Origin of the sequence: Alicyclobacillus tolerans (assembly GCF_048984885.1) — a bacterium.
In the GTDB taxonomy this organism is placed as follows: Bacteria; Bacillota; Bacilli; order Alicyclobacillales; family Alicyclobacillaceae; genus Alicyclobacillus_I; species Alicyclobacillus_I tolerans.
The window spans coordinates 1,687,091-1,706,253 of record NZ_JBMGNK010000002.1; the positions used below are offsets into that span (position 1 = coordinate 1,687,091).

Here is a 19,163-nt window from a genome sequence, read left to right on the forward strand (position 1 = left end):
ATGAATATTTTCGGGTAGACAAACATCGCTCTCCTTATGAGTGGTTTGATGAAACCTTTACTCCTTTACTTAAGGGGATGAATGCAGGTTACGCAACTACAAAAATGACTGCAGTACATACAGATATCTGTACTCCGATTGCAACAAACCCTACGTGGTCTCGGTTGGGGTCAAAATTTAGCGATTCAAAAAATACAATCCTACGACCCCAGAAGGAGAGGGAGGAACAAAATGTATTCAAAAAGAAAGCTCGCCCAGATGGTCTTATGTTATGGCGTTCTTTGCTTGAATACCTGCAACCAGATATAGTTATTACTTCTGTAGATCACGATTTATATGCTAAACATTTGATCGGTTCGGCAGCATCTTCTCGACGGCGGAAACAGATTAACAGGTTATTTACGGCACTTGAGCCAGAGGCCATGATTCCGGTTCAAATCGAAAAGCTAACATTAAAGACCTATAACAAACCTCCTTTGACATGGTGTGAGAGTAAGTTGGCCAGCGGTAAATCGGTACTCTTCGTATTTGGCCGTGGAGCTGTATTGCCCTTTCAGTTTTTTACATATGATGAGCGGGAACAGATTGGTAAAGCCATTCGCTTATTGCGGCCAGATTTTTTATGGCGGTAACATCGATTCAAAGCTGGAGACAGGTACTTTGGAGGGATAGCGTAGTCTTATGCTAACATCGCATATATTTTAATTTTTACAGTTGATTGTACGTAGGAAAGATGGACTTACCTCAACCACTTCCTTATTCAAAAGTCTTATGAAGAGTATGCTAACAAAATTGCTAACGAACTGTTAGCAAACGCCTGATAATCCCCAACATTCGGCGATACAATCTCTTCAGAAACTCCGTGCCATATAAGGGAATATAGCATTCTCCGTCATCCGGCGACACCCCCGGAGAGTAGTTCCTAAACCGCGTCTTTCAGCTAAACCTCTGTATGCGTAAAATTCCCAAGGAATAATTTCTATAACTCTTTCTTGGACGCGTTCAACGCCTGGAGCGTCCTGTTTGAGATGTTGTTTTTCCATCAACCACTTCCATGAAGAAATAGAGGTTACGGAGGAAGGTGATATAGTTGGGATGCGCACGCAAAAAATCCGTTCGTGAAAATTGGGAAAGTCCGTGATTGTCGATAATACGAATGGTCTATACTAAAAATGATAACGTTTCAGTCTTTGCCTCCTTCTATATGACATGTATTTTGTGATGGAAGGAGGGAACGTGAATGGATTGTTTAGCTAAGAGGAGACTCCATTCGCGCAAAAGGATGAATGCACACTTTAAATATAGATAGAAAAAGTCGATGGTTTGAGTTCATATTTTATGTTTTAGGCATCGAAATGGCAATGGTTTGCTTGTCCCCGTGGGTTGCCAGAGATCAATCGGCTAACAATGATAGGTCTGGAACATATGTCTGGATGTGGGTGTGCTGGTCATGCTTTTCCTGATGCAAATCTATGCGCTGCCACTCCATCCGCTTCTCGTTCGGGAATTCCTTCACACTCACCAGATTTATCCACGCCGTATCTGGAGAGCATGCCTAACGTACAAATTCTTCAACCACCTTCACCACTATTAATTGGTACGATAATTTTCTATGTTCTAGTTTGGCAGATTCCAGTCGCTATTTTGTTGCTCTGGAAATTCTGGATTCAAAAATTTCGGCCAAGGACATACAGCGGTGAAAAGACAGGTCAATCAATTGACTACGAAAAGTCCGATGATTCTATAGTTTTCCCATAATTGCCGTGCAAATGAAGGACGATGCTCGACAGGTATCGTATAATTTACCTATAGGGGGTGACATTGATGCCGTTTTTTGTGCCAGAATCCACAGAGCGAGATGCAATATGCTACTTCACAATTCTGACCTTGAACCGGTACTCGGTCAAAATGTCACTACCAATATATGAAAAAATTTGCCATGCAAACGATTGGGAATATGAGTTGAAGAGTGTTCTTGCAGTATCCGATGACGAGTTAGATGCGGCAAAGACTGTTGTGAACAAAGGCTTGGCAATGCTAAATACGAACGACCTTGTTGTTCGCCGAGGAGGCCCCTTATATCCAAAGAGGCTTAGTGCGCTTCCTGATAGCCCGCCCTTTCTCTTTCTCCGGGGTGATGCTTTGCTGGCAGACCGCTCTGTACTATCAATTGTTGGAACCCGTAATCCGACATCGACCGGAGCGAACAATGCCCGCCGATTGTCGAGGCTTTTATCAGAGCGCCATATTATTGTTGCGTCAGGATTGGCCAAAGGGATTGACCGTGCTGCACATGCTGGTACTAGGGATGCAGGGAAGCCAACGATTGCGGTCATTGGTACTGGACTCAACAAAGCATATCCTGCTCAGCACAAGCAAATTCAAGAATATATCGGTGCAACTGGATTGCTCGTTTCACAGTTTCTTCCGTCTGCTCCCGTTCAAAAGTGGAACTTCCCTATGAGAAATGCCACTATGAGCGGAATCTCCATTGCTACTATAGTGATTGAAGCTAGTGAGACCAGTGGGGCATTGATTCAAGCCAGAGAGGCCTTAAAACAGGGGCGTAGAGTCTTTATTCCTCAGAGTGCCGTTGAAAACCCGAATCTTAAATGGCCTAAAGCATTTGTGTCCCAAAAAGGAGCTCAGAGCTTTACCACTATCGACGACCTGATGGAGAAGTTGCAACGAGAAAACTTGCTTGCGGCGACCTCATCGAATAGAGAGAGTCGCAGTACGACGTATACGTTGGATGTGAGCGAGAGTGCTACTGGAATGCAATAGCCCAGATGTCTTGATAGTGAAACTGGATCACATACCCGAAGCCGCTGACAACAGCCTCGCACAGTTGACATCAGCGTATCAGTGTGTGTTCATTTGCCCTGAAGGTGTCCGCAAAACAGCTTTGCAACAACAAATCGGGGAGCGTTGGTGTTAGGATGAAATAGTGGACACAACGAATCGAGAATGTAAGAATAAGGCGATTCGAGGTGAGCCACATGACACAGAAATACGACAAGGAATTCAAACTTCACGCAGTTCAATTGGCTTTGGAGAGCGGGAAACCAGCGAGCCAGGTGGCTCGGGAGCTCGGTATTTCGCAAAAGACGTTGTATGGCTGGATGGCAAAATACAAGGAGGATCCTTCTACCCCGTTCGTCGGGAGCGGGAACCTCAAGCCGGAAGCGAAGGCCCTACGGGATCTTGAGCGGGAAATCCGTGAACTGCGAGAGGAGAATGCGATCTTAAAAAAAGCTGTGCGCATCTTCACAAACGACCGGAAATAAGGTACCAATTCATCCACAGACACCGCTCCAAATTTTCGGTTGAGAAGATGTGCAAAATATTGGGGGTATCTCGGAGCGGGTACTATGCTTGGCTCAGGCGTCCTGAGAGTGAGCGTTCCAAGCGCCGGAAGCGAATCACGAAACGAGTCCATCAGATATTCGTGAAATCCCGTCGTCTATATGGCAGTCCTAAGATCACGCAGATCCTGCGCCATGAGGGCGAACGGGTGGCTCAAAAGACAGTGGCCAACATCATGCGGGAGAATGGGCTTAGGAGCCGCACAGTCCGCAAGTACAAGGCGACGACGTATTCGAACCACGACTACCCGGTACAGGATAATGTGCTAAACCAAACGTTCGTAGCAGAGCGTCCTAACCAAGTATACATGGCAGACATCACTTACATCCCAACGGATGAGGGATGGCTCTACCTGGCCAGCTTGGAGGATTTATATAGCCGCAAGATTGTGGGCTGGCGTGCGGATGCACGGATGACAAAAGAGCTGTGCATCGGAGCGCTGGAGCAGGCCTGCAAACGCCAGAGGCCAACAGAACCAGTGCTGCATCATTCGGACCGTGGGAGCCAGTACGCCTCTCATGACTACCAGGAAAAGCTGCAAGAGTACGGGATGGTTGGTAGCATGAGCCGCAAGGGTAATTGCTTTGACAATGCGTGTATTGAGTCGTTTCACAGCATCATCAAGCGAGAGCTCGTGTATCTGGAAAAGTTCAAAACAAGGGAACAAGCCATACGACGGATCTTCGAATACATTGAGGTCTGGTACAACCGGGAGCGGGTACACTCATCTATCGGGTTTCTAGCACCGGCTGAGTACGAAAGAAGATATTTCCAAGTGTCGAGAGTCAAGGCAAGCTAAGCGAGACAAAAGTAATCGTGTCAGAATATTAAAACTTACAATTTCTCTGTTTTGAGGTGTCCACTATATTGACTTAATACCACGTGTCATCTTTCGGGACCTGGAATTAAGCCTTCCTGTAGACATGCTTTTAACTCGCCTATTTCAGGAATTGCAGCATCAGCCATATGAAGCGGTCTTTATCACTGGAAATCCACAAGAGATTTATTTGGCTACAAGCCTTGGTGTTGCTACAATCCTGTATACCAAAGAAGGCACTGATTATACACATATGCCAGATCATGAGGCACACGATATATCAAGCCTTCTGAAAAGCTTGAATGGAGAGATGTACGGATACTTTGGAGAACTTTTTGCCCACGGGATAAGTGGTACTGGGCGCTTCAAAGAATTTGAAATAGAGCATCTGCTCTCCCCAGATACAAAGGCCACACTTTTTGTTGGTGGAAGATATTTCACGTCCAATTATCGTCGAACGTACATTCACCCGCTTTCCCACAGAATTTTAGGCCTCAAGAATGGATGGACAAGTTATATCCAGCATATGGGGGACCTGCTTGCTAGGACTATCAAAGTGTATATGCACTGGGGGGAACATCTTAACTGCCGTCCCACCCAGGCCAGGACGACAAAACAGGCATATACCAGTTCTGGACGCCGCTATTGCGCAAGCAAACGGGGACTTCTTACCAGCCACGAAGGTACAACCGGATCTTTTGCGCACTGTTCGGGACTATGACCAGCAAAAGTTTGCTGGTTCACATCCAAATCGCTTCATAAATGTTTACAATGCATTTCAGGTAACAAGACCGGTAAGCGGGCATGTTTTGTTATTCGATGATATTGTGACCAGTGGCGCCACAGCATTGGAGTGCGCACGGATGCTTTATGAAGCTGGGGCTGCCAAAGTGTCAGTAGTTGCATTCGGAGCCTCTCAGGCTACAGTAGTTTTGCCACAGAATGGTATGGGAAAGATTCAATGTTCAAGGGATGCATGTGAAGGGAATTACCGGCTTAGGTTTAACCATCGAGATAAGTCCGCATTTTTCGGATGTACCAACTACAAAATGTGTCGCAGCAGAGGCGTAGCTTACGATCTCGTGCGAAGACAGTACAATTCAAGAAACGTCCTTGCATCGGACATTCCTTCGGATCTTGGTAGAATTTTTTGAACCCTGAGCTCAGTGCTCATATATAACACATATCCTACTCGTGACCACCCATGAGCGTCTGTGAACTGAAGCCCCGAAATCCTTCATATCATAAGGAATCCGTAATTTAATAAAACTATCCAAAACCGTTTGTGACGTACAAAGTCGAACTCCTAAACCTAGTCTTTCAATTCAACCTCACTCGTACACTTTTCTTCTTTCATATCTGGAATAGTTGCACCGTCCAGATTTCCGCTCCTTCATAATTAGAGGAATCCCTGCTCAAAATGTCCAATTTTTCCTCCCAAAAGGAGGGACTGGATGCTTGAAATTTTATTCTCCTGCTTACTGACATTTTTCCTCAACCTTGTGTTGCTGGAATGGAGGTTACGAAAAAAGATGCTACAGTCGGACTCCGAACGCAAGGAGCATTTCTACCGGGATGTCTATGCGATCTACGAAAAACTTTTGTTGCCATACAGCTTTCCCGGCTGGATACGTTGGACAGAAAAAGACAGCACGTTGCAAGCTGTTTGGGATGAACTGTTCACATTTTCCCAAACCTGCGAATCACTAAGTTGGTTGGATCGCCAGGAATTCGCCCGATTTGATCCGGATGTGCGCTGCTGGAATCGCAAACAAAAAGAGTTGTTTCGATATCTCATCCAGCAACTGTATCTCGGATACTGGACGGTCAATGCCAAGCAACCTTCGCTCTTCCCACAGCGAAGCGTACTGTACAGGATTCGCCAAACATGCCGCGGTCAAACCGCAATTCTTGGATGGTGGAAATCCATCTACCGCACGTTTCTTGTCTCCCTGTTCTATCTGGAGCCGTATTTGCTTCAGGCAATGCTGATACTCAGCGCGGTTTGCGCGGTTCTCTTCATCTACGCCATCCACTCATCCTTTTAGATTTCCGCCCCTTCATAGTTAGAGGAATTTCCGTTCAAAATGTCTAATTTTCCCTCTCACAAGAAGGGGTTGGATGCTTGAAATTTTATTATCCTGCTTACTGACGTTTTTCCTCAATCTTGTGTTGTTTGAATGGAGGTTACGAAGAAAAATGCTACAGTCGGACTCCGAACGCAAGGAGCATTTCTACCGTGATGCCTATGCGATCTACGAAACACTTTTGTTGCCATACAGCTTTCCTGGCATGATGCGCTGGAAGACGGAGGATCCGGATGTCATCAAATCCGTGTATCAACAACTCGTTAAAAAAATGGAGAACCATCCGTCCGTCACGCGCAGGGAACGCAGGTTCATCCAGGCGTTATCTGAAAACCCGAAATTTCAGAAGAAATTTTTCCGATTGATTCAGCAACTCTATGTCCAGTATCTTTTAACTGAACGTTCGGCTTCTCTGCTTCTGCCGGGCGTGGACGTGTGGGGAAGCATTCGAGAAGAATGTCGTGGACAGTGGAAAGAACTCGGTCTTTGGAAATCCATGTGGCGAACTTTGCACGTCACCCTCTTCTATATCGAGCCTTGGATGATGCGAATAACCTATACCTTCCTTGTTTTAGCTAGCCTGATGCTCCTTTGGTCGATTCACGGTTCCATGAAGATTTCCACCCATTGACATTTTCGGTCAAGCATTCTATACTACAGACAAATGGAAGGAAATACAAGGAAACCTTGTGATAGGCTGGAAAACGAAATTTCATGGAAGCGAGGCATGCGACGATGAAAAAGCAAGCGATACTGGTCGTGATGGCGTTATCTGCGTCGATGGTGGCTGCACCGACGACCGTGATGGCAGCACAAAGTCCGAATGTGATGAATCCGCAGTACGCGTACACGGACATTACCTGGAACGACAACTATGTGAATGCAGCGGATCATTTGGTGGTGACGGATCCGTGGTCGGGGAGTCTGACGTCCGCGCTGCCGCTCTATTATATCAATGAAGCTTTGGGTGAGATTTCGGGGTTGTCGGCCGATTGGAACGGGAACACGAGAGAGTTATCCATCAGTGTGCCGGGGAGCGTATCGCTCAACATGACGAACTTGCCCAAGGTGCAAAACACGATGGCTGAAAACGAGATGGCGTTTGTGATCAACGGTCAGGTGGTGGCGTATGCGCCGTATTTTGTGGCGAAAGACCCAGCGAGCGGTATCTACACCAGCTATGTGCCGATTTACTATCTGGGCGAAGTGGTGAAGCGCCTGGGTGTCACAGAGGACTGGAACGGCACGCATCTGGCGTACACATTCAATCTGCCTGCGGGGATGCAAAGTAGCGGCACAGGCTCCAGTGCGCCAGCGACGAAGCTGGACATGGTAGAGATGATTGGGGGATGGGCGGCGGCGAATATGACGGAGCCTGATGGTGGACAGACGGTTCACGAATTTGCTCCTCCTGCTAACGCAGGAACCGACCCGTTTACTGATGTGCCGCAGAGTGACTGGCCTTTGGTGAAGGTATGGACAAATGGGGCGGATAATTATGGTCTCTTCAAACCCGAAACCAGTACGCTTTGGGGAGCCAATCAGCCCGTGACCCTCACGATGGCGAATGAGATGGTGGCGGACTTGCAGGGGATTGCTCCAACGGAAGCCATTTCAAACGAAGTAGAAGATGATGGATGGTTTCAAGGTTCTGGTTGGACGTTAAATTCCTACGAAGAATCTTTCAATGTAGATAACGGATTGACCAACGTTTCACCGAACAGCGATTTGACGGTAGGACAACTACAGCAAATTGTTCAAAATCTGAAGATGAATTATCAGGGGTATGAGGAGATCGCACCAAACACATACAAGATTCTTCCTTTTGGGAATTCGCCTCAACTCGTCTCCCCCGCGGGAATGAAGTGGTTCAATCAGATTGTGGTGAAAATCGAGGGCAACGAGATTGTGGCGACCATGCCAGGAGTGACAGAGAACGACTTTACGGTGGGAGCGCCGTGGATTAGTGCGGAAACTAGTACAAACGCAACTACTCCTACACCTGCACCGTTTAGCACCGATGGCGGTCAAACATGGCAAGTAGCACCGGAGAATACAACGACAGCAGAGTACAACTTCTTCACGAATGACTGGCAAAGCTATGACCGTACTGGGTTTACGCCAAAAACCATTATGATGAAAGGTCTAGCTACAGCAGGTTTTGGAGTCAGCAGTGGTGTCATGCAGGCTAATCAAGTGTGGCAGCCGAACGGTTTTGCACCTACCTTTATCTGTGGTGTTCAAAACGGTCAATTCGGTGTTAAGTGGCAATAAGTGCTGAACGGTTGACATTTTTAGTGTCAACTTTACCGGGAAATTCAGTGCAAAATGACAACCGCCCTCTGATCTCAAAAAACCATCAGGGGGCGGCCACCTATCAAATCCACTCTAATCATCAGTGAGTTTCTTTGTATAAAGGGCAGTTCTTCCATTTCGGGTCACTAAAAAATCCACCTTCATCTTTACATATAGAATTTATGTGAGATGAGGCAAGCGTGTTTTGAGTGACAGCACACTTAATCTCTTCACCTTTAAAAAATCGGCTAATCGGAATACCGTGTTGAAATGAGAAAGGAGATTATGAACTTGATACAAGAAGCTACTGTATTCACGACTGACCATGGAGACATTAGACTGCACCAACTGAAGACATGGCCAGAATACTTTGACGCTGTTAAATCTGGTGACAAGAAGGTTGAAATTCGCAAGCGTGACCGTGTATTTCAGGTTGGAGACGTGTTATGGCTCATCCGATACAATCCTGAAACCAATGAACTTGGTGAAGCGATATTCTATCGAGTGACACATATCCTTGATGCTCAACCGTTCGTGCCAGAAGGATACATTGCCATGTCCATTGAACCAGCAGAAATGGAGATTAGGTTTTGAATTACTTTTCAACACGATAATCCTAATAGCCAAAAAATCCATAGTTTTTTTGCAAGTAAGGACACACTATTTTATCCACATCCCATCCAATAAAGGTATTCCATGGATTTCGTCCGCTTCCTTTCGACGCCCCTGCTTCCGTCAAGGCTAAAGGGGGGAGAAAGCGTGGATGTCGGATACAAGGTGTTTTTCCGCGACGAACAAGGAAATTTGTATGCTTGTCCAGAAGATTGGCTGAAACCGGTCGCTTCAACTCAATGCGCCATCACTTCCTATAATCAACGTTTCTCTTTGGTTTCTCTATAATTGGGGGCGGGTTCGTTGCTTTCGTTTCTTTTTTCACACCGTTCGTCCTCTTTTGAACTGGCGGTGTGGGATGTGGTGATGATGCCCGTTCCTTCGCATCCAGTATTCTCAGATCATCAAATTGGGCAATTTTATAAGGATTACCCGTCTTCAACGAATCGAGCATGGGTTTCATGAGCCTGAAGTGATCCTTGGCGACCTTTCTTATGATTTCGCGAGTAATCACCTCAAAGCCGCCCTCAATAGAGAATTGTTGGACATAGAGGTATAGCTTGATCACCAAATCCGATATCCCCTGTGTTTCTTCAAATATTGCCGAAACCAGTTCATTGGATAGCGGTGTATAGTCCCTCAACCACTGGTAATGCCACCCCTCCAAAAACAAGCGAAACGTTTGGTCGTTTTTCATGGCATTCCATAAGATTTCCTTATTACCTGTTAGCCGACGTGCGATACGAAATTCACCTAGGCGATTCATTCTAAACATTCTACTAATAGTGTCCCCAAATCCATAAATCGTGTTATGGGAAGAGAAACGTGATTTGTGATAAAATCTTCATAAGTTCGTAGTAACGTACCGATTTTTCAGGACTTCGATATACGGCGAAGGAAGGGTAAGTGTGTCAAAAAACTATCTCACAACCAACGGTTTAATGAAGCATTTGAGAGCTTCTGGAATAGATATACATGGTAGTTATCAGAAACGACAACTCGTCAACCATGGTTATTTCCATGGTTATAAGGGATATCGTTTTTTCAATTCCCCTTCAAATAGAATTCCATTCACTGATTATACGGAAGTGATTGCCCTTATTAAATACGACAATAGCATCAAGTCCTTATTTTACCCCCAGTTGATGTTTATTGAAACAGCCCTTAAAAACATCGTACTTGAAATTGTATTAAAGCAAGCGGATTCTCGCGACATCAATGCAGTCTTCACTAAGCTTATTCCAGGATTTCAAGGAGCACCAACGGGTACTTCCTACAGAGATCGAAGAGATATGCAATCTAAGAAGCTCAGACTTCAGAATACAATACACCACTCCTTGCAAAGGGCTTATGACACGGAAACCAAGAGAACTCACGGTAAGAAAGTGATTACACACTTTTACCATAATAACAAGTATACAGATGTACCCGTATGGGCAATATTTGAAACATTGACGCTCGGCGATTTTGGTACGTTTATTTCCTGTCTGAACCAGCCAACTAGAAATTTGATTTCAGACTACTTGGGCTTGGATACGTCTGGTGATACGAATTCTACACTTCCTTATAAAATTGTTTACGTGATAAAAGACCTTAGAAATGCGGTCGCACACAATGACATTGTCTTCGATACACGTTTTAGAAATACTGATATCGGAAGACCGTTAGAGGTATGTCTCATCCATGATGTTGGTGTGAGATATGCAAATTTCAAATCGATCGTTGACTATTTTGTTCTTGCATCGTACCTATTGAAAAAGCTCAAAATTCCTAAAACAGAAATCTTGGGATTCATTAGTTCCTACGAAAGAACCCTTAATGATCTAAAGAAAGGTGTTAACTCAGCGATCTTTTCGCAGGTAGTTCACCCTGACACGTCAAGCAAAATTAACGATTTACGAACTTTCGTTAAACGCTGATTAGACTTGCTCTAATCGCAATATGCTGTTATAATTTAGCCAGGAATTGAGGTATAAGTTTGCGGACTTATACCTTAGAAGCTGGATGCGTCCAGCTTCTTTTGGTTTTGGGTGGTGTCGTGCATAAATTGTACGGCGAACACATATGCTGATAAAGAATTGGGGTATAAGTTTGCGGACTTATACCTTAGGAGTTGGATGCGTCCAACTCCTTTCCTATTTATAGTGAACCCGTTTGAGCAAGCCTTCAACGTGGATAACGGATTGGCCAACGTTTCACCGAACAGCGATTTAACGGTAGGACAACTACAGCAAATTGTTCAAAATCTGAAGATGAATTATCAGGGGTATGAGGAGATCGCACCAAACACATACAAGATTCTTCCTTTTGGGAATTCGCCTCAACTCGTCTCCCCCGCGGGGATGAAGTGGTTCAATCAGATTGTGGTGAAAATCGAGGGCAACGAGATTGTGGCGACGATGCCAGGAGTGACAGAGAACGACTTTACGGCGGGAGCGCCGTGGATTAGTGTACAAACTAGTACTAGTGCTACACAACCAACTGACACACCGTTCAGCACCAATGGCGGTCAAACATGGCAATATGCACCACAAAATGAAACAACAGCGTCTTACAATTATTTCACCAACGACTGGCAGAGCTACGACCGCACAGGTTTTACGCCATCTACACTGATGTTTAAAGGGGTAGCATCTTGGGGAGTAGGCATCAGCAGTGGTGTCATGCAGGCTAATCAAGTGTGGCAGCCGAACGGTTTTGCACCTACATTTGCTTGTAAAGTAGACAGCCAAGGCCAATTTGTTGTCGAATGGCAATAAGTGCTGAACGGTTGACATTTTTAGTGTTATTCAAAGGTAAGACTTCTTGCTGCGCCCCTGCTTCCGTCAAGGCTAAAGGGGGGAGAAAGCGTGGATGTCGGATACAAGGTGTTTTTCCGCGACGAACAAGGAAATTTGTATGCTTGTCCAGAAGATTGGCTGAAACCGGTCGCTTCAACTCAATGCGTCATCACTGAAAACGACATTCGGTTGTTAGCCGAAGCCGTACTGCCGCCTCCAAAGGCGAATGTGCTGAAACTTTCGCCAACGCCGAACAATGATGGATTTCAGTGGGAAATGGTGACTTGGCGCCATCCTTAATCGCACATAATACCGCCGTTGAAACCGTTTCAGGTTCGCGGCGGTCGTTTTTTTTTTCAGAGAGAGACGAACCGCCCCGCACTCGAAAATGCGAATGCCAGGTGAATAGGGGCCGTAGATGCCGAGTCTTTTTGTGTTCGCTTCGAAGTTCCCTTCACTCGTCTTTCAGCCAAACGGTAACACGTTTCCTTCGCCCCTTTCTCTATTGTCGAAGAGACTCGACACATTCCAGAAAAAGTATGTTATACTTTCTGGCAAGGATTCCATAAAATTGAAAAGTAAACAGAGAAAGGGATGTGGTGTTTTACGTATGGAACGACAGTTTCGACAGTTTCGACAGTTTCTTCCTCGGCGCAGGTCACACTGGATTGCTTTGGGGAGTGTGGGCGTATTTCTTGTAGTGGGCGGCACGGTCTATCTGGTTGAACACGCCCGCGCTTCCTACCCGGCTCCAGGCACCGGGTATGTCGTGGGAACGCCTGGCACCATCACGTCCTCGTACACCATCACCGGGGGCACACAGTTGAAGTTAGAGAATAAGAAAATTCAATTAGACCCCACCACACAAGGAGCCAACGGCGCGACGTTTGAGTTTGCCGATCCGAGCAACCCGAGTGATGCGAACGTGGGTGTCGAGATCGCCACGATGCAAGGGAGCGGCGCACCTGTGCCGTACATGCACTTTCAGGAAACGAAGACAGCCACGGGCGCTCCGGTGAACCAGGGCGGCGGGTATCTCTTCATTGCTCCGCACAACACAAAGCCTGCCCAACCGAATCAGCCCATCGGCACCAATTTGCTGTCCTGGATACAGACGCTGAACGGAAGCCCAAACTATATCACCTACCACGATGCTACGCCTGATGCGAGCAACCCTTACCCGGAAATCCGGGATGACTGGTTTACGACTGGTTCCCATCTCTACAGTTCCTCCTCCTCCGGCGAAACCCTCGTCAACCTGTCGTACCTGGTACAGCAGGCGGGGGATGCGTTTATACCTACGGCGGATGAGAACACGAAAGACCAGAATGACGGCACTCAGTTTGTCATGGTGAAGCCCAATGTCACGGCGCAACTGGGGCTAGGGTACAGCAACAACGGCTTGCCGCTCTGGGGCGGCACAGGGAGCAGCCGCATTCAGGGGGACGTGCCACAAGGTTCGGTGGTGTTCGCGTTTGACCAGGTGTCTTTGGGCAGTTGGTATCAAACGTCCCACCTGGAATACTTAAACGTGACGAACAGTCAGGGACAAAGTGTCAACAATCTGGTGTTTCCAGACGGGCAATTGGCCGCATTTCAATCCATCGGCGCTACGCCGCAGGGGGTCAACTATACGGTGTGGGGGCCGCAGGACTCGTGGTACATGTCGCAAAATGGCTTGACGGGCGGCATGATCTCCGTGGCTGGTGGCGGCGTGGGAACACCCAGCGACTACGGATCGCCGCTGTTTAACGCCGTCACCATCGGCGGGGCGGTACCCTCCGGCATGCAAAACACCTACATCAATGGAGACCTGGTAAACGGTACGCACGATGCTCAGGGCGAGGATAGCAGCGGCAACCCGGAAAACTTCACCGTCAACGGAGGCGGGGGAAACGTTGTGTCAGGTGGCAATCTGGTCAAAGGCGTTCCGATCCAGACGAAGAATCTGGCACCCGGCACGTATACGGTGACGTTGTACGCGGGGGATGACGTGGGTACGTTTGCTGCGCCTGTCAGTCAAACGTTTACCGTGACCGGTGGGGCCAACGTGCCGAAAGTAACGCTCTCCGCCACACCGACCCAACTGCCATCGGGCAGCAGCAGTACCCTGACCGCACAGGTGATTGGACAGGTACCAGGGAACTATACCGTGGAGATCATGGATGATGGTGCGGACAACACCTTAAACGGCGCCAGTCAGGCGCAAAGCCCGAAGGACGCCACCCAGTTTTCCACAGAGGCCACGTACTACGGCAATCTGACGGACCAGTTCACGGCGGAAATCGTCTCCACCAGCACTGGACAAGCCATCGCCACGTCCCAACCCGTTCAGGTGACGTGGGGGAACCCTTCACCGCCATCGCCTCCGCCGTCCACCTATTGCGGTGTGGCGTATGACACCGATGAATACTACACCAACGACGGAACACCAGGCAGTCAGGTGTTTCATTGGACAGAAGTGATCCCCACGGAAGGCTACAAGTGGGTGGGCACAGGGAAGAATCGGCATCAGGTGCCGTATTGCTACAACGTGTACCGGGAGTATACGAAGATGTATCCCAGTATCTACAAGGATGGCCAGATTTCCGGACTGGTCTATGATCCGGGCTATCCGGGACACATGTGGCTGCCGATACCGGCGAATCAATGGGACAATCCAACCATCGTCAATCCGTATTCGTATGCGATGGGGTCGGCGGAAAAGTTATGGGACGCGATGGATGCGGCGCACGGCTGGCCGGGCTGGCAGAACATGCAGGGCAAAGGCGGGCCGCAGGATAATCAGATTTCCTCCACCATCCCGGGCTATGACCGTCAGACGCACCAGATGGAAGATTATCACGGGTACATGAATCCCTATTACCCGAGGCCTTGGGGATTTTTGAGGCCGGGAGCCGGGTTCTCATTCCGTGTGGTGTGGATGGGCAGTCCGGATGCGTTGCCGGACAGTGCCACCGTCACCTTTACGATGGTCAATCCGGATGGTTCCAAGCGAACCTGGCAGGAACCCGTGTATTTCAGCAAGTCGCTGCGGATGGGTTTCACCCAGATGCAGGGTTTCAACGACCCGCCGCTCTCTGGCTATGACGTGTTTATGGGACTGACGCCGATCACGCCGAAACACACCATCAACGCCAACGGACAGCCGGAGATGTCCAGGTGGAGCCTGTCGCCGGATTACAGTGTGGTGCAGGAGGACGACACGAAGATCAACGCCGTGGTCACACTGCACTTCCCGAACGGCACGGCGACCTACAGTATCCCGGATGTGATGACGGAGTACAACTATCCCAAGTGGTTTTTCAACGGCTGGGGTCTTACGCCAGCATGGATGAAACAGATTGTCACGCTCTATGATAAAGCAGTGGCGGCAGGCAAAGGTGCAGGGTATACACCCAACGGCGGTCTGGCGGTGCCGAAGAACATGGAAGCGTGGTTGAAATGAGGGCGAAGGTGATAAACCTTCGTCTAATGTTATGGCAAAAAAGAAGCTAATTTTAAATGAAAAGAATGAAAGTAACTTTCGTACTGTTATCTTTTATTGGAGTGACATGGTTAAACAGCATCATAATGCAGGTGCTAACATATTTCAGCCGCCTATCGAGTTTGATTGTTTAATTATGGAATCTCGACTGTTTTAGCACAAACAAATTCTATTGGCAGTTTAAATTTACATTATATAAAAGGGTCTTCAGCATCGATTAATGCATCTTCAAGTATCGATCCAAATACAATTGTAGGACCAGCTGGATACGAATTTTTAGACGATACTCAACAAAGTAGTAACGAATTTATTCAGCAAACTTATACTCCCACTATAAATTAATGTTTTCTTCTATTTACTCTCTCATTCTCACGATTACGCACCTTGACAATTTGAGAGGGATTGCCAGAATGCTAGATGTGCCAATTTTCAAACGGATACTCCGTGGCAGGAACAGAGATTGGCGTTAATTTACCAATACATGGAACATAATGATGTTCGCACCTTTGGATGTCCACACGTTCCCTTGCGGTTTACCCTCCCATGTCACACTGGGTCTATGCCCTCACATTCCTTCGTTCTACCTCTCAAGGGGTGGATGCCGTTTCTTGCTCCTTTGCTGGGTCGTTGCCCTTATGGAATAGTTACTACGGCTTATCCGTGCTTTCGTTTGTCTTGGTCTTTCATCGTGTCTCACAAGCGAGTAAGTTGAAGTACGAGTTTGAATCAGTTAAGCAGCCATCTGTAGTTGGGACTTCCGAAGCGGTCCCAGTAAATCTTCAGAGTTGTACGGTACTTGCTTTGTCCCCAATGTGTGCAGGACACGAATGAGCTTTCCACACAGCGCAATGAGCGACTGTTTCTTCTTCAAGGGATTGCATGTTCGTGTCGTATAGTAATGGTGCAAAGCCTTGAACTCTGGATTCGTAGCTACCATCGGTAATATCGCTCGGAATAGAAGTGCCCTCAGCCGTGAGCGTCCACGTTTAGAGATGCCAGTTTTCCCTTTTCTCTTGCCAGAGCTGTTTTCTTTCAAATTGAGTCCAGCAAGCCGAATGATCTGCTGCCCATGGTCATATCCCTGAAGGTCACCGACTTCAGCCAGGAAGCCAGCAAGTGTCGTTACACCCATCCCTGGTACACTCAGCATCTCGTCAGTGCCTGGAATCTGGTTGAGCAGTTGCTCCACCTGAGCCATGATTTCGTCACGTTGCCGAGTGAACATGTCGTATTGCTCCAGTAGAGCCGTCAGTTCCAACCGAGCAGCCTTGAGTCCCTCTTTCAGACCAATGGACTTTTCAGCGGCTGTTACGAGCCGTTTTGCTCGCTTTATACCGACAGCCCGTTTCACACCGCCACTTTTCCACTGGTTCACAATCTCACTGGCGCCTAGTAAGACGAGGTCCTGTGGAAACGGAGACTCACGCAGTGTAATGAGAGATGCCTTGCCTTCCCAATCCTTGAACACCTGGGTGTATTCCGGAAAGAACCGGTCGAGCCAGTTCTGTATCCGCCGCTGCACCTGACCTAGATTCACCATAACCTTTTCCCTCAGGTTCATGAGGATTCGTAAATCCGCATAGACACCTGTTGGGAGTTTGGGCTCGGTGTACTTGCCGTCCTTCACGAGATTCGCAATGACCTTAGCATCCTTGTAGTCGTTCTTCGTCGGCGAGTTATCCTCCAACTCTTTGCTCTTGTTGACGTGATGCGGATTCACGAGCACGAATCGAACGTTCAAGTCTTGAATGAAGGCACCTAACGGGAACCAGTAGTGTCCGGTCGGCTCAACGCCAAAGACGACATCCGTCTTGCCGTGCAGCCGTTGCAACTCCGTCATCCACGTTACGAGTTTCGTCAGACCCTCATCGTCATTGCTAAAAACGCACTCTCTACCGAGCTCAATTCCACGAAAATCAATGGCTCTCGCTACATGCGTTTGCTTCGCAATGTCCGCTCCCACAATGATGGTAGCGTCGGTAATTTGTTGGATTCGTTGATTTTGCTTCTGTTGCATCTTATACTTCACGTTGAGCGTCCTCCTCAATTAGGGAATGAATGTCCTGCATTCGGAACCCAGCATACAGGAGGCGCTCTTTTTGTTTCAAACCCGAAATTAATTCATTACAGGAATGGCTCCTGTTTATTATAATGCGTCAGATTCTGATTCAACGTATGATTGGTCAGGTTCAAAGACGGTTAGTGATTCCGCTACAGCTTCCGGATCTCTAAATGGTGGATGGGGACCTATTCATGCCACTATTGGATATAATGTAGATACTAGTGTAGACCAAACTTATACCCTTGAAACTTCTCTGGTGGTACCTTCGCATTACTATGCCTGGTATGAATTCGGATATGCACGTTCGCAATGGTATGGAGATTATGCTTATGTAAATTCAAATGGAGTTATACAAAGTAATGAGTGGATTACTGTTGATAGTCCGAGATATAACGAAATTGTTGGAGTCACGAGTCCTACATCTCCAAACCCATAAGCTTGAATGACCTTACTCAATGTGTCTGCGTTTAATGATATTGAACGCAGACAAAAATTTGAAGTATTGAGGTGTTGGGTTTGAAATATATCCATTACATTTTAGCAATCATATTAATTTTAAGTTTATCGGGGTGTACACCATCAGCTCAGATTAATCACAAAACTAATGATTCTCCCCAACCAACAATTTTTATCAAATCTAGTACTGGATATAATATACCCTCGACTATTAAAAACCCTATTCAAGCTGCAGAAGCTGCCATGACTTGGAAGTTATCTGACGGAGAAATCGTTCATGCAAATAATAAAAATATTATAAATGATATCAATATTGGTAATTTATCTATTGTTAGAATACAGATTCCAAAAATTTATCCTCAAAATATTGACTACATATTAATACTAGAATATACAAATCAGAAGTGGATATTAAGAGGAGTATTAGGTACTATACTTCAAAATCCAGCACCTAATAATGAACTAGCAAACCCCTACGCTAACATGATGTATTCTCTAGCAAATGCATATAAGGTAGGACATTTTGCAGAATTCTATACACCGAAAATTTTAATTAATATAGCTCAAGTTCCCTTGAATTTTGTAAATTTACCAATAGGACAAAAATACCAATTAAAATCCGGACAAATTATGCATGTATTTTCACAATCGAATGAAACCATATTATATTTCAATTACGGTGGACAATGGCTTATTTTTGCTTCTCAAATGAACAAGAAACAATTAATAGCATTCGCAAACAGTATCAAGATATATCGTTACTTTAACTGAAAATTAAAGCAAAAATTTTAGACTGTCGAAAAAGAGCACTCATAGCGCTCACTTTTCGACAGCCTTAGCAATGGTTCATCACCTTCGCTTTTTCATATCTGCTGTCTGTACTTTTTCATTACAGGCATCTATTGATGGCTTGCCATATGTGTGGCCTGGCTTTTCTTTCAGACCGTGTTTTGGGTGAGGCAAAAAGCGAATTGGGGAATGTTACGAAGGGTAGGTATGAGAGAGTCTGGGGAAATATCTCCGACCGCTTGTTCTCTTGAATTCGCTGGCTGTTTTCTGGCTGGTGCTCATCATTACCTTATGTGTTTTGGCGGTATTGGGCGATTTTTTCTTGATGCCGTGGGCTTTGGCTAGTCTCATTAACAGAATATATTTGCCTGACAAATTCCATGTTCCGGATGAAAAATGAAGGACACTGAGA

General features: G+C 46.6%; 17 protein-coding genes. 15 read left to right on the forward strand and 2 right to left on the reverse strand.

What is annotated here, in order from left to right; all coding sequences use genetic code 11:
• Positions 1 to 266 precede the first annotated feature (266 nt).
• From ACOJUR_RS08375 to ACOJUR_RS08415, 9 genes are all read left to right on the forward strand, one after another.
• A complete protein-coding gene (locus ACOJUR_RS08375) occupies positions 267 to 632 on the forward strand; it encodes a hypothetical protein (RefSeq protein WP_420949725.1) in 366 nt (121 codons plus the stop codon).
• 775 nt (positions 633 to 1,407) lie between these two features.
• Entirely contained in the window at positions 1,408 to 1,758 is a 351-nt protein-coding gene (locus ACOJUR_RS08380; RefSeq protein ID WP_420949726.1) for a hypothetical protein, read from the forward strand.
• 150 nt (positions 1,759 to 1,908) lie between these two features.
• On the forward strand, positions 1,909 to 2,784 hold the full coding sequence (locus ACOJUR_RS08385) for a DNA-processing protein DprA (protein WP_420949727.1): 876 nt from the start codon (positions 1,909 to 1,911) through the stop codon (positions 2,782 to 2,784).
• A 215-nt stretch (positions 2,785 to 2,999) separates the two neighbouring features.
• Positions 3,000 to 4,165, forward strand: a protein-coding gene (locus ACOJUR_RS08390) for an IS3 family transposase (RefSeq protein WP_420949712.1) whose coding sequence is annotated in 2 segments (ribosomal slippage) — positions 3,000 to 3,258 and positions 3,258 to 4,165 — 1,167 coding nt in all. Because the reading frame shifts where the segments join, the coding sequence is not laid out codon by codon here.
• A 124-nt stretch (positions 4,166 to 4,289) separates the two neighbouring features.
• On the forward strand, positions 4,290 to 4,904 hold the full coding sequence (locus ACOJUR_RS08395) for a hypothetical protein (protein WP_420949728.1): 615 nt from the start codon (positions 4,290 to 4,292) through the stop codon (positions 4,902 to 4,904).
• A 733-nt stretch (positions 4,905 to 5,637) separates the two neighbouring features.
• Positions 5,638 to 6,231 carry a hypothetical protein gene (locus tag ACOJUR_RS08400; protein WP_420949729.1) on the forward strand — a complete coding sequence of 198 codons (594 nt, stop codon included), beginning with the start codon at positions 5,638 to 5,640 and terminating at the stop codon, positions 6,229 to 6,231.
• A 73-nt stretch (positions 6,232 to 6,304) separates the two neighbouring features.
• Positions 6,305 to 6,901, forward strand: coding sequence for a hypothetical protein (locus ACOJUR_RS08405; protein ID WP_420949730.1), 597 nt, complete (start codon positions 6,305 to 6,307; stop codon positions 6,899 to 6,901).
• A gap of 131 nt (positions 6,902 to 7,032) precedes the next feature.
• Positions 7,033 to 8,544, forward strand: a complete 1,512-nt coding sequence (locus ACOJUR_RS08410; RefSeq protein ID WP_420949731.1) for a hypothetical protein — start codon at positions 7,033 to 7,035, stop codon at positions 8,542 to 8,544.
• 312 nt (positions 8,545 to 8,856) lie between these two features.
• Positions 8,857 to 9,159 carry a DUF3850 domain-containing protein gene (locus tag ACOJUR_RS08415; protein WP_420949732.1) on the forward strand — a complete coding sequence of 101 codons (303 nt, stop codon included), beginning with the start codon at positions 8,857 to 8,859 and terminating at the stop codon, positions 9,157 to 9,159.
• A 265-nt stretch (positions 9,160 to 9,424) separates the two neighbouring features.
• On the opposite strand, the gene ACOJUR_RS08420 is transcribed toward ACOJUR_RS08415, so the two are convergent.
• Entirely contained in the window at positions 9,425 to 9,844 is a 420-nt protein-coding gene (locus tag ACOJUR_RS08420) for a hypothetical protein (RefSeq protein ID WP_420949733.1), read from the reverse strand.
• A 241-nt stretch (positions 9,845 to 10,085) separates the two neighbouring features.
• Here ACOJUR_RS08420 and ACOJUR_RS08425 point away from each other — a divergent pair, with 241 nt between their 5' ends.
• From ACOJUR_RS08425 to ACOJUR_RS08440, 4 genes are all read left to right on the forward strand, one after another.
• Positions 10,086 to 11,096, forward strand: coding sequence for an Abi family protein (locus ACOJUR_RS08425; RefSeq protein WP_420949734.1), 1,011 nt, complete (start codon positions 10,086 to 10,088; stop codon positions 11,094 to 11,096).
• A gap of 198 nt (positions 11,097 to 11,294) precedes the next feature.
• Complete coding sequence (locus tag ACOJUR_RS08430) at positions 11,295 to 11,936, forward strand: hypothetical protein (RefSeq protein ID WP_420949735.1); 642 nt, start codon at positions 11,295 to 11,297, stop codon at positions 11,934 to 11,936.
• A 90-nt stretch (positions 11,937 to 12,026) separates the two neighbouring features.
• A complete protein-coding gene (locus ACOJUR_RS08435) occupies positions 12,027 to 12,257 on the forward strand; it encodes a hypothetical protein (protein WP_420949736.1) in 231 nt (76 codons plus the stop codon).
• Between the two features lie 310 nt (positions 12,258 to 12,567).
• The gene (locus ACOJUR_RS08440; protein ID WP_420949737.1) at positions 12,568 to 15,405 is read left to right on the forward strand and encodes a hypothetical protein; all 2,838 of its coding nucleotides are present in this window, start codon (positions 12,568 to 12,570) and stop codon (positions 15,403 to 15,405) included.
• 769 nt (positions 15,406 to 16,174) lie between these two features.
• Here the strand turns inward: ACOJUR_RS08440 and ACOJUR_RS08445 are convergent.
• Entirely contained in the window at positions 16,175 to 17,461 is a 1,287-nt protein-coding gene (locus ACOJUR_RS08445) for an IS110 family RNA-guided transposase (RefSeq protein WP_420950494.1), read from the reverse strand.
• A 115-nt stretch (positions 17,462 to 17,576) separates the two neighbouring features.
• On the opposite strand from ACOJUR_RS08445, the gene ACOJUR_RS08450 reads away from it, so the two are divergent.
• Positions 17,577 to 17,942 (forward strand): hypothetical protein, encoded by a 366-nt coding sequence (locus ACOJUR_RS08450; RefSeq protein ID WP_420949738.1) that lies wholly within the window; start codon positions 17,577 to 17,579, stop codon positions 17,940 to 17,942.
• Positions 17,943 to 18,013: 71 nt separating this feature from the next.
• Positions 18,014 to 18,733, forward strand: a complete 720-nt coding sequence (locus ACOJUR_RS08455) for a hypothetical protein (RefSeq protein ID WP_420949739.1) — start codon at positions 18,014 to 18,016, stop codon at positions 18,731 to 18,733.
• Positions 18,734 to 19,163: the final 430 nt, after the last annotated feature.

Bases quoted from the DNA above. Each gene is read 5' to 3' on its own strand.
- ACOJUR_RS08395 (WP_420949728.1), top strand. From the start codon at position 4,290: ATGCTTTTAACTCGCCTATTTCAGGAATTGCAGCATCAGCCATATGAA.
- ACOJUR_RS08430 (WP_420949735.1), top strand. From the start codon at position 11,295: ATGCGTCCAACTCCTTTCCTATTTATAGTGAACCCGTTTGAGCAAGCC.
- ACOJUR_RS08400 (WP_420949729.1), top strand. From the start codon at position 5,638: ATGCTTGAAATTTTATTCTCCTGCTTACTGACATTTTTCCTCAACCTT.
- ACOJUR_RS08445 (WP_420950494.1), bottom strand. From the start codon at position 17,461: ATGCAACAGAAGCAAAATCAACGAATCCAACAAATTACCGACGCTACC.
- ACOJUR_RS08450 (WP_420949738.1), top strand. From the start codon at position 17,577: ATGGCTCCTGTTTATTATAATGCGTCAGATTCTGATTCAACGTATGAT.
- ACOJUR_RS08440 (WP_420949737.1), top strand. From the start codon at position 12,568: ATGGAACGACAGTTTCGACAGTTTCGACAGTTTCTTCCTCGGCGCAGG.
- ACOJUR_RS08380 (WP_420949726.1), top strand. From the start codon at position 1,408: ATGATAGGTCTGGAACATATGTCTGGATGTGGGTGTGCTGGTCATGCT.
- ACOJUR_RS08405 (WP_420949730.1), top strand. From the start codon at position 6,305: ATGCTTGAAATTTTATTATCCTGCTTACTGACGTTTTTCCTCAATCTT.
- ACOJUR_RS08410 (WP_420949731.1), top strand. From the start codon at position 7,033: ATGGCGTTATCTGCGTCGATGGTGGCTGCACCGACGACCGTGATGGCA.
- ACOJUR_RS08385 (WP_420949727.1), top strand. From the start codon at position 1,909: ATGTCACTACCAATATATGAAAAAATTTGCCATGCAAACGATTGGGAA.
- ACOJUR_RS08375 (WP_420949725.1), top strand. From the start codon at position 267: ATGTTATGGCGTTCTTTGCTTGAATACCTGCAACCAGATATAGTTATT.